This is a genomic window from Methanobacterium sp. (assembly GCA_039666455.1).
GTDB lineage: Archaea > Methanobacteriota > Methanobacteria > Methanobacteriales > Methanobacteriaceae > Methanobacterium_D.
Window position 1 is genome coordinate 1 of record JAVSLW010000050.1, and the last position, 11,120, is coordinate 11,120.

An 11,120-nucleotide genomic window follows, 5' to 3' on the forward strand; every position below is an offset into this window, starting at 1 on the left:
AGGTAAAGAACTGATTATTGTTAAAGGAAAAGCTTTTAAGAGATTTACAATTGAAATTCTTTCTTTTCGGTTCACCTGATTAACCTTTTTTTTAGGATCAATCTCTAAAAGTTCAATAAAGATAGGGATCATTCGATTAGGAACTAAAAGTTTCATAAAATTCTTAAATTCTGTTTTACCCCGTGCTTCAAATTCTTTAATCAACATTTCTTCAAGTTTTGAATTTGTAAATTCTGGTTTTAAATCTATGAAAAGATCAATTTTTTCATTTCTCTCAAGGAGTGGAACTATTTCACCGCTTAAATCCAGTACCAGAGGACCTGAAATTCCAAAGTGAGTGAATATTATATTTCCATTATCAGATATTATTTTTCTTTTTCCATATTTAAATGTTAGAACAACATTTTCAAGAGTTATTCCCTTTAATTTCTTTACCCACCCCTCAGCTACATTTAATGGAACCAGTCCTGGTCTTAAGGCAGTAATTCTGTGACCTAATTTTTTAGCTATCTCCAAGCCTTCACCAGTAGAACCAGTAACAGGATACGAAACACCGCCTGTAGCTAATATAACTCTTTTAGCAGCTATATAGTTATTATTTCCCAAATCCAAACTGAAATAGCTTTTTTTAACTTTAATTTTGTTTAATCTGGTGTTGTAGTTTATTTTTACATTATTTTCAGATAAATACTCTTTTAAAGCTTTTATAATTGACGTTGATTTGTTTGAAACAGGGAAAACCTTTCCTTTTTCCTCCACCTTTAATTTTAAACCCTTAGAGTTAAAAAATGACATTAACTTTCTATTTGAAAATTTAACCAGTGCTGATCTTAAAAAAGAGCCCTTTTTGCCGAATTTTTTTAAGAATAAATCCAAAGGAGCCGTGTTTGTAACATTGCATCTGCTGCTACCTGTTATTTTAAGTTTTTTTCCTAAAGTGTCGTTTTTCTCTATTAAAATAACACTTTTTCCACGTTGTCCTGCCCTGATAGCTGCCATCATACCTGCTGGTCCTGCACCAACTACTGCTATGTCATGAAGTATCATAATATTCCAGTTCAATTAAAAAAAATTAAGCAATTAGTATGAATTTATTATATTTTTTAAATTTCTTTTGCTTCAAGCATGTTATTTCCTGAACATGTAAAGAAAAAAGAAAATAAGTCATCTTTTAGATACTTCAATCATTCGTTCAACAGCGCTTCTTGCTTTATTTGCAATTTTTTCATCCACTGTTACAACAAATTCCTCATTTAACAGAGAATTTTTAACCTTTTCAAGTGTGTGCAGTTTCATAGTTTTACATATAGCCTCAGATAATGCAGGGATGATATTTTTATCTGGATTTTCCCGTCTAAGGCGCGTTACAAGATCCACTTCTGTACCGATTATAAATGTGCTCTTAGGAGATTCTTTAACGTGACTTATCATTCCACCTGTGCTTAAAACATAATCTGCCATTTCCTGAATCTCTGGATCACATTCTGGATGAACAAGTATCTCTGCTTCCGGATATTTCTCTTTTAAAAAGAATATTTCGCCTGTAAACATTTTATGCACATAACAATGCCCGCCTTCAGGAATTGGGATTATTTCTTTATCTGTAAACCTTGATACATATGCTGCAAGGTTCATGTCTGGTCCAAAGAGTATTCTATCTTCCTCAAGGCTCTCAACGATTTTAACAGCATTTGAAGATGTGCACAAAATATCTGCCTCTGCTTTTGCCTCTGCAAGGGTGTTAACATACAAAACAACTGCAGCATCACTGAATCTCTGTTTTGCTTTTCTTACATCTTCTGCAGGGAGCATGTGTGCCATAGGACATTCTGCCCCGGTATCAGGAATCAGTATTTTTTTATCAGGGTTTAATATTGATGCAGTTTCTGCCATGAAGTCAACACCGCAGAAAATAACCAGATCTTTATCTTCTATTTCCGATGCCTTTATACAAAGCTCGAGAGAATCACCTATGAAATCTGCAATCTCCTGTATATCTCCTGTCTGGTAGTTATGAGCCAGTATTATTGCATTTTTTTCTTCTTTAAGTTGTATAATTTCTCTTTGCAGATCATTTAACATAAAAATCGCCTTCAAATCAGTATAATTAAAAACAGTGCCAAAATTGAATATTTAACTATAGCTATTGAAATTTATTTATCTGTTTTATCTAATAAATACTTAAACCTTAAGGGGATTAGTAAAAATTTTTTACTATGGATGCCAAAAATGCTATTTTTAAGATGACCTGCTTTGGAGTTACTTTAGGTTCTCTATTCTATTATATTTTGCAGGTTTCGATTTTTGAAGCCAAAAATTCCCTGAGCCGCAGACACTGCGTGTTTACATGGCCCTGTTTTAGAATTTCTCCAGTATTTGGCCATAAATATCTTTTATTTTACCATCAGACTTTTCATAAATCATCCTTAGAATCAGTTCAGGAGTACTCTTTGCCAGATAGTTCATTTTAGGCGTTCTATCAACAATAAGATTGTAATTTTCATCCAGTCCTTTTGCTTCAATTCCATCTACCCTCACTTCAGTGTATTTCATTATCTCACGTGCCATGTGTGTTACAATGACTGCATATGAATCAGACCCCTTTAATAAATCAATAAAACTTGCAATTATCTTTACAGCAGCTTCAAGCTCAGTAATTGCCTCTAATTCATCAAGAAGAACTAATTTACTGGTATCTGTAATTACAACGGGTATGAATGTGTTTAAGAAGGATTCAAATGCTCCAGCATCAAGTGATCTTTTCTTTGAGAAGAAATATAATTCATCAACCAGCTTTACAGTGGCTTTATCTGCACAAACTGGAAGTCCCATCTGGGCCATTATTGAAATCTGGGCCATGGTCTCAAGTAGTGTTGTTTTACCACCACTGTTTGCCCCGGTAAGGAGTGCAACATTTTCAGGTATTTTAAGGGAGTAATCTATTTTTTGAATATTGAGTCCATTTTCTAATACCAAATTAAGGTGCACTGCTCCTTTAAAACTAAATTCATCTCCTAATACTGGTGGATTTAAATTATAGTAATGTGCAAAGCATCCGATGGCAAACTCGTAATCAAACTCAAGTATTTCCTGAATTTCAGATTCTACCTTTTCTTTAAGGTCATAAAGACGTGAAGCAGCTTTAACCTTCCCTTCAAATGCATCGATGTGCTTGCTTGCAATTACCTGTTTTTTAATTCTTTCAAGCTCCCTGTAATCAATTTCAACAGGGTATTTCTGGATGAAAGGATCAAATGAACTGCCTGTTTTCTCTTTAATTTCATCACGGGCTTCTTTTATTACTTCATCGAAGATTTTCTGGATTTTACCGGGCATTCCTTCATTCATGAGTGCTAATATTTCATCGCCTTTAAGATCAACCTTTTTAATACTGTCTTTGAGTTTCTTATCAGCTTTTATCTTTGCTGATTCTACAGCCTCATCAAATAAGCTTTCATCAACTTTCAAAGATTGCAGAGAGTCCAGAATTTCAATAACTTCCTTAATTACTGATTCTCTTTTCAGTATATTTTTAATTTTCAGTATATTTGACAAAAGATCATAATTGGCGTAGAAATATGAAAGAACTGTTTCAGGGACTATTTCATATTCCAAAGAGTCACTGGTGACCATTGCAACGTTATATGTGTTATCAAGTTCTATTTCACCAGTTGAATATATATAAACTACAAATTCATAATCTTCAAGGTTTTCAAGTTCCTCTGCTGTAATGATAGTACAGTATCTGTTTAAATTCATTTCAAGTAGTCTGTGATAATCAGTTCTTGATTCTACAAGTAAAGCTTTTGCTGAATCATATTTGGGTTTATCTTTAGTTGAGTGATTTATTTTTTTAAGTAAATCACTGATTTCGTCTACTGGTAGCTTTGATACAGTTTCTTTTGCTTTCATTACAAAGTCAAGATTTTCATTTATTGCATTAACATCATTAGTTGGACTTATCAGGAGGATACGGTTTTTTCCATATTTTGTATTTGAATATGCAATAATTCTGGCCATTATATCATCATAAATTTGAGCTGCACGGCTGGTTTTTAAAAATTCTTCTTTAGGATTACCTAAAACAGTGTTTACTATTTCTATGGCTTTAGATTGACTTACACCTTCAATTTTTGAAATTCTATCAATTTCAAAGTTTTTAATTGCGGTGATCAGCTCTTCTTCACTTCCAAAACTGTCCACAATTTTTCTGGCCAGTTTTTCGCCTATACCTTTGATTTTTGTTAGATCCACTTTTTATCACCGTTAACGCCCTATTATTTGATCATATTAATTTTATAGCTTTACATATACATTATTAATTGCAGGAACATTACTGGATAAATTTGAAAAATTTTTTATTCATTTTCAATATATAGCGTTGGTATGTTTAAATATAATTTGGTAGACATGGATAAATGATATTTAAATCAAAATTAATAATCCATACTTCGTAAACGATATGTTAAAGTCTTTGGATTCTAATAGTGTGTTTGAATTATTTTTCTTAAGCTTTTTTGAATATTCACTAGTTTTAAAGTTCTATTTTTTTAAAGGTCTTTATTCAAATCTTGCAAAAAACCTCATTAATTTGTAAATAGCATCTGTGGAAGGGTGTACTTCCATAAAATTGTCAAAATCATCTATATTCTGTCCTTCTTTTAATAATTTAGATATATAAGCCATACTGGTACGTGACGATGGAGAAATGGAAAATATCTTATTCACACCTCTATTTTCATTTATATTCATTTTGGTAATTCCGGTCATACCTTCAAGAGCTCTCCAGAATGACCCTGGCCCTGCAGGGCCTGGAATATATCCTTCCATGCCTTCATTGGCATCTTCAGAACTTAAAAATGCCACATCATAATATAAATTTATTGCATAGGGAATAAGACTGTAATCCATCTCTGCGTAGATCCCACAGGCATTTCTTGCTGCAGTTACTCCTTCTGCCCTCGAAATTGGCGTGTTTCCTATCTTTCCTGCCACATCCCCTGCAGCATATATATTTTTATGACCTGTCTGCATCCTTTTATCCACAATTATGTGGCCTTTTTCATTTAAATCCACAATATCTGCAGCTATTTCAGAATTTGGAATCATTCCTGTTGCAAAAAGTGTTTTACCCTCAATTTTTCCATATTCTGTCACTATATGGTCTTCGTGGATCTTTTTTGTATGAACATTTTCATGGATTAAAACCTCTGGCAAAAGGTTTTTTATCACATAGTTTTTAATATCTTCATCAAGTACCCCTAAAAACTGATTTCTACATAAAACATTAACTTCTGTACCCATTGTGGAAAATATGCCTGCAAATTCGGCGGCAATAACTCCACTTCCCACTATATTAATCTTTTCTGGAAGTTCAGTTAATTTTAAAATATCTTTATAGGTAATTGCATTTTCAAATCCTTCAATTTCAGGAATAAGCGGTCTGACACCGGTAGATATTATCAATTTATCATAGTCATATTCGTTATCACTAACAATAACTGTTTCATCTTCAAGCTTTGCAGTTCCTTTTACTATTTCTACTCCAGCTTCTTCAGTTTCATTTTCAAGGATATGACTTATTTTAGAAACAGTATCTTTAACTCCTCTGGTTATTTTACTGAAAGCAAAATCAGGAATTTCATCAATTATTCCAAGTTTCTTAAAGTTTTTTGCATCCACCAGGAATTTTGAAAAATCATTTAACCCGTTAACTACCATGCATCCTTCATTAAGACATGTACCTCCTATTGCACTTTTTTCAATAAGAGTTACGTTTTCTCCAATGCTTGCAGCTTCAATTGAAGCTGTTCGACCTGCTGGACCTCCGCCGATTACTACAATATCCATGACTCATCCTCCATAGCATATTTTTATATGTTATGAGTACATATTAAAAATTGTTAAAGAAATTTTTATAGTGAATGTAATTTAAAAGATTCTAAATTTAACTTATTATATAAATAACCTGAAGTATTTATCTTAAAAATGAAACAAGAGGAGATTTTCAATGTGTATCGCAGCACCAGCTCAAATAATAGAAATTAACGATAATATAGCAGTTGTTGACTTTGGAGGAGTGAGACAAAGCGCTAAACTGGATTTGGTTGAAGAAGTGGAAGTGGGTAGATATGTACTGGTTCATTCTGGATATGCTATCGAAGTTTTAAGTGACAAGGAAGCTAAAGAGTCCTTAGAAGCATGGGAAGAACTGCTTAAAGCATTGGATGAAGAAGATAATCAGTAATTCATCTAATATTTATTTTTCTATATTTAATGATGTAATTTCATTTTTAGTTTAATTTTGAAAATTAAAATTTTTAATTTGTTTATATATTATTTTCTTACACTATTTTTCCCAAAAAGCTAATTTATTAATTATAATTTAATAATAACTTTTTTAAAGTCTGGAATGGAATAAATATTTTATCTTAACTTTTTTAATCATTAAAAAGTTATAAGGCCAAAGTTTTTATTATTTAATCTTAATTATATTATAATAAAAGACCAGATAGAGATGATAAAATGTTATTTTCCAGATATAAAATGAATATTATGTTTTTTCGTGATTTATTAATCATTTTAACAATATTTCTTGGATTTTTAATTGTATTCAATAATTATTCCTCCTTTTTTTCTGTTTTAGATGATATAATATTCCTTTCAATAAACTTTCTGGTTTTATCAGTTCTTTTTTATGTTACAAAACAATCATCTAAACTTGGAAGAGGCGCATTCATTGGATGGACCTTAATTACATTATCAATTGTAGTAACCCTAATTGGTAACATCATCTGGATATTACTGTCTGCGGGTTTTAATCAGGTTTCCTTCCCATCTATTGCAGATATCTTTTATTTGACATATTATCCTCTAATTTTAATTGGAATTTTCTATTTACCCGTGGAAAAAACTAAGGAAATCAGAAGGTACCAGGTGCTTCTTGATACTGGAATCTTAATAATTTCTGCGGCTTTAATTCTGTGGATAGTATTAATAGACCCTATTTTACAAAATAATCCAGTAAACAGTATTGGCATGGGCATATATATGTCTTATCTGCTCCTTGATATTTTCCTGTTGTTTACTTTGATTTATTTATTTTCTAACTGGTTTGGAAAGGTAAAAAAAGTTCCATTTACCTTTTTAACAATCAGTACGGTGATTCTGGTTTTAACAAATATCATTTTTGTTTACCAGTTTCTATTTGGAGAATATAAATCTGGCGGGTTATTAGATGCGGGTTGGTTGATATCATATGTTTTAACCGCATTAGCCGGTATTTCATATATTAAAAACGATAAATTCAAGTCATTTCCATTCAAATCATTTAAATTTCTAATTAAAATTAATTGGAGCGCATATTTGCCCGTAATATGGCTTTTTTTTATTTATATATTTTTAATCGGAATTTACATGTATCCCAACACCTCCCATTTAAATATTATAATCGGAGGCTCTTTAATTATAATAACAATGGTATTTATTCGTCAAATAATTTCATTGAAAGAAATTAACAGAAATAAAAGATTACTGGAGAAAAAAGAAAAGCATTTACGCTTAATAACAGATAATACCATAGATATAGTAACAAGATGCAATTTTAAAGGAATATATCAATATATTAGTCCATCATCCAGTAAAATTTTGGGATATGAGCCTCATGAATTGTTAGGAAAGAATGCATTAGATTTTGTGCATCCAGACGACATTCAAAGTTTGAAAGAGTCATTTATAAAAGCACGTGACAATAATGATTCCAATGAGATAGAATATCGATACAAGAAAGCATCTGAAACTTATATTTGGATTCAAACAGTAGGTAAACCCATATTTAATCAAGAAAATGTTCACCAGGGATTCATATGTAGCAGTAGAAATGTAGATGATAGTAAACGTGCAGAAGAACAGATAAAAAATTCCCTTGAAGAAAAAAGAGTATTGTTAAAAGAAATCCATCACCGTGTAAAAAACAATATGCAAATAGTAAGCAGCCTTTTAAGTCTCCAATCAAGATATATTGAAGATGAAAACGCCAAGGATGTTTTTAAGGAAAGCCAGGACAGAGTGAAGTCAATGGCAATAATACATGAAAATCTTTACCAATCCCATAATCTTGCAAGAATAAACTTTGATGAATACATACAGAAACTTGTATCAGGGCTTTTTAATTCATACGGCACAATGGGCTTGATAAAAACTGAACTGGACTTATGTAAAGTTTCGCTTGATATAGACACTGCAGTTCCCTGTGGTCTTATATTAAATGAACTTATCACCAATTCAATAAAACACGCTTTTCCAATAAATAAAAATCATGAATATGGGTTAATAAACGTTAAATTATACAAAGAAAGTGAAGAAATGGTGGAAATAGTTGTAAGTGATAACGGAGTAGGTTTTCCAGAAGATATTGACTTTCAAAATACGTCATCACTGGGCTTACAACTTGTAAATGCCCTTGTAAATCAAATTAACGGCACGATAGAGCTTAAAAATACTGATGGAACAGAATTCAAGATTAGGTTCAAAAATAAGAATGGAAAATAAAAATATTTGTATTAATCAGTTGCATTTCTGTTCATTACAAATGTAAGCGCAGAAACTCCAACAAAACTTGCAAAAATTACTATTAAAAGTAAGATAGCTTCATCCATCTTTAACACCCATATTTTCAATGATATTTTATGACTTATAAATTTAATTATTCTAATAAATAGAAACCTTTCTCACACCCTCGATTTTTAAAAATTCATTTAAAAGGTTACCTCCAACTGGTTTTTCTGTTATTATAGTAAGACGAGGGTTTTCTTCAAATTCAGGGTCTCCTGCATGTACCTGTCTGATGTTTATCCTGTTACTTGCAATTAAATTCGTAGCACTGGCAATTATTCCCGGGTTTCCGGCGTCTGCTTCAATTTCCACAACTCCAAATCCCAGATCTCTGGCTATATTTTTAACAAGCGGTCCTGCAGGAATAATATTTGAAAATATTTTAGATAATTGTGGGTCTTCAAGTATTGTATCCACTGTGGCTTTGATGCTTCTTCTATCAACATTTGTTGCTCTTGCAATAGCTACATCGTTTATTTCTATGTCTCCACAGTATATTTTACCTTTTTCTCCCACACGAAGTCCATATGCAATTATTTTACGTGCCACGTCTATGCGGGCGGGGTATTTTTCAAATTTATGTTTGATTTTATCCCACATTATATTTCACTGTATTGTTCATCCTATTTGAACTACCATGACCTGAAGAGGTCATTGGATTCCTAATCCACCAACTGATTGTTGGTTTTACCAAAGGCAATCCCCGTAGTTCCCACGGTTAGAAAAAACCTTGAATGACGTTGTTTGTCATTCAAGGTTTTCATATTATATGCAGCATTAACATCCCTATCATGATCACAACCACAATCAGGGCATATCCATCTGCGAATATTCAAATCCCAAACTTCTGTAACATATCCACAATTACTGCAAGTTTTAGAAGTGTATTTTTCATTAACAACTTTAAAATGTTTATCATACCAATCAGACTTATATTGTAGTTGTCGCTTGAATTCAAACCAGTGTTGATCTGCTGTAGTTCTTGCTAAATACTTATTTTTCAATCCCAATTGGTTATTTACATTTCCAACATAGATTTTATCAAATTCATGTACTATTCGTGTTGTTGTTTTATGTAGAAAATCATTTATTATATTTTTTTTCTTCTGGTATAACTGGTTAAGCTTGGTTTTCGCTTTCAGCCAATTACACCCATTCTTAACTCTTTTACTTATGATTTGATTATATCTCCTTATTTTGTTGTCAACCTCTTTTAAATGTATTTTACCTGTTTTAAAGCCGTTACTAAATGTTGCTAAATTCTTTAATCCTAAATCGATACCTACTTTTTGATTAGTCTTTTTTAAAGCCTTAACAGGACTGTTTTTAACATTAAAACTTACGAAGTACTGGTTAGAGTTGTTCCTGCTGATAGTTGCAGTTAATATATCTCCACGAACTTTTCTACTGTACTTCATAGATATTAGGCTCTTAATTTTGGGTAATTTTAGTTTCCCTCCACTATTTTAGCGTTTAAAGTTCTGAACGATTGCACAGGATTTTTACGGGATTTAAATTTCACCCACCCATGATTAGCTTTACCCACCATTTTATAGGCAGAAATAAGGTCATCATATGCTTTTTGAAGGGCTGTGCTGTTAGCTTCTTTTAAAAATGGATGATGCTTCTTTAAATCATTTAATATGTTATTAAACAGTTTTCTGTTTGCATATACTGGTTTTAAACCATATTCCGCTGCCTGTTTTCTATATACTTCATACATGACTTTAACATGGTTAAAAACAAAGCGTGCACAGCCCATATTAAATTCTAATATATCCTGCTGCTCTTTATTTGGATATATTCTATATTTATAGGATTTGGTCACGGTTTTCATCGTTTTTGTCTAATTCTGGTTTCATTATTTATTATAATTATGTTTTCACAGTATTTAACCCTTTGATTTAAGTATTAATCTGAAAATTCATCTAATGACTTATAGAAATCATAGTATTCTTTCAGAAATTAGATAAAGATCTTTAATGTACATAAATGTACTCTAAAGGTTTAAATAGTACCTTGCAGTATATAGTGAATTGTTAAAATAAAACGGTGAAAAAGATGAAAGGCAGTGAATGTTTTTGGCGATATTGAATTAAAAAAACCCCAAAGCATGAGATTAGACTTTGATTCCCCATTTGAACTATTTAAAAATATTTACCGGAATTATGAAAGTGCATATCTGCTTGAATCAATGGAAAGTGACAGCGGCCTTTCCAGGTTTTCTGTACTTGGCTTTAAGCCAGCAGCAATCTTAAAAGCACGTGGAAATATATTAGAAATAGAAAAAAATGGAGTAAAAGAACTAATAGAAACAAATAATCCATTTGATGAAATAAAAAAACTCAAAATCAATAAAACAATCGAAAAAGGATTTAGCGCAGGTTTAGTAGGTTACGTTTCCTACGAGGCAGCAGGATACTTTGAAAATATGAACTTTCCAGAGTCCAGCTATCCTGAATTCCAGTTTGGATTATTTTTAGATTCTATAGTATTTGACAGATTAA

The 11,120-nt window shown here is 31.6% G+C and carries 10 protein-coding genes; 3 read left to right on the forward strand and 7 right to left on the reverse strand.

Annotation, left to right across the window (positions count from 1 at the left end; all coding sequences use genetic code 11):
• The 4 genes from PQ963_10725 to PQ963_10740 all read right to left on the reverse strand — a co-directional run.
• Window positions 1-1,047 (reverse strand): aminoacetone oxidase family FAD-binding enzyme (locus tag PQ963_10725; protein MEN4030132.1); only part of this gene is annotated, 1,047 nt, incomplete at its 3' end.
• Between the two features lie 117 nt (window positions 1,048-1,164).
• A complete protein-coding gene (nadA, locus tag PQ963_10730; protein MEN4030133.1) occupies window positions 1,165-2,082 on the reverse strand; it encodes a quinolinate synthase NadA in 918 nt (305 codons plus the stop codon).
• Between the two features lie 276 nt (window positions 2,083-2,358).
• A complete protein-coding gene (locus PQ963_10735) occupies window positions 2,359-4,254 on the reverse strand; it encodes a helix-hairpin-helix domain-containing protein (GenBank protein MEN4030134.1) in 1,896 nt (631 codons plus the stop codon).
• 306 nt (window positions 4,255-4,560) lie between these two features.
• Window positions 4,561-5,850 (reverse strand): NAD(P)/FAD-dependent oxidoreductase, encoded by a 1,290-nt coding sequence (locus PQ963_10740; protein ID MEN4030135.1) that lies wholly within the window; start codon window positions 5,848-5,850, stop codon window positions 4,561-4,563.
• A 160-nt stretch (window positions 5,851-6,010) separates the two neighbouring features.
• Here PQ963_10740 and PQ963_10745 point away from each other — a divergent pair, with 160 nt between their 5' ends.
• Both PQ963_10745 and PQ963_10750 read left to right on the forward strand, forming a co-directional pair.
• Window positions 6,011-6,247: a HypC/HybG/HupF family hydrogenase formation chaperone gene (locus PQ963_10745; GenBank protein MEN4030136.1), complete on the forward strand. Its 237-nt coding sequence runs from the start codon at window positions 6,011-6,013 to the stop codon at window positions 6,245-6,247.
• 308 nt (window positions 6,248-6,555) lie between these two features.
• On the forward strand, window positions 6,556-8,550 hold the full coding sequence (locus tag PQ963_10750; GenBank protein MEN4030137.1) for a histidine kinase dimerization/phosphoacceptor domain -containing protein: 1,995 nt from the start codon (window positions 6,556-6,558) through the stop codon (window positions 8,548-8,550).
• Between the two features lie 159 nt (window positions 8,551-8,709).
• On the opposite strand, the gene PQ963_10755 is transcribed toward PQ963_10750, so the two are convergent.
• The 3 genes from PQ963_10755 to PQ963_10765 all read right to left on the reverse strand — a co-directional run bounded on the left by PQ963_10755 (window position 8,710) and on the right by PQ963_10765 (window position 10,450).
• Window positions 8,710-9,213, reverse strand: coding sequence for an amino acid-binding protein (locus tag PQ963_10755; GenBank protein MEN4030138.1), 504 nt, complete (start codon window positions 9,211-9,213; stop codon window positions 8,710-8,712).
• Between the two features lie 62 nt (window positions 9,214-9,275).
• Window positions 9,276-10,031, reverse strand: a complete 756-nt coding sequence (locus PQ963_10760) for an RNA-guided endonuclease TnpB family protein (GenBank protein ID MEN4030139.1) — start codon at window positions 10,029-10,031, stop codon at window positions 9,276-9,278.
• A 29-nt stretch (window positions 10,032-10,060) separates the two neighbouring features.
• Window positions 10,061-10,450, reverse strand: coding sequence for a helix-turn-helix domain-containing protein (locus PQ963_10765; protein ID MEN4030140.1), 390 nt, complete (start codon window positions 10,448-10,450; stop codon window positions 10,061-10,063).
• 234 nt (window positions 10,451-10,684) lie between these two features.
• On the opposite strand from PQ963_10765, the gene PQ963_10770 reads away from it, so the two are divergent.
• On the forward strand, window positions 10,685-11,120 hold a 436-nt coding region (locus tag PQ963_10770; GenBank protein ID MEN4030141.1), incomplete at its 3' end, for an anthranilate synthase component I.

Excerpts from the sequence above, each read along its gene's own strand:
- PQ963_10760 (MEN4030139.1), bottom strand. The coding sequence starts at position 10,031 with ATGAAGTACAGTAGAAAAGTTCGTGGAGATATATTAACTGCAACTATC.
- nadA (MEN4030133.1), bottom strand. The coding sequence starts at position 2,082 with ATGTTAAATGATCTGCAAAGAGAAATTATACAACTTAAAGAAGAAAAA.
- PQ963_10740 (MEN4030135.1), bottom strand. The coding sequence starts at position 5,850 with ATGGATATTGTAGTAATCGGCGGAGGTCCAGCAGGTCGAACAGCTTCA.
- PQ963_10750 (MEN4030137.1), top strand. The coding sequence starts at position 6,556 with ATGTTTTTTCGTGATTTATTAATCATTTTAACAATATTTCTTGGATTT.
- PQ963_10755 (MEN4030138.1), bottom strand. The coding sequence starts at position 9,213 with ATGTGGGATAAAATCAAACATAAATTTGAAAAATACCCCGCCCGCATA.
- PQ963_10765 (MEN4030140.1), bottom strand. The coding sequence starts at position 10,450 with ATGAAAACCGTGACCAAATCCTATAAATATAGAATATATCCAAATAAA.
- PQ963_10745 (MEN4030136.1), top strand. The coding sequence starts at position 6,011 with ATGTGTATCGCAGCACCAGCTCAAATAATAGAAATTAACGATAATATA.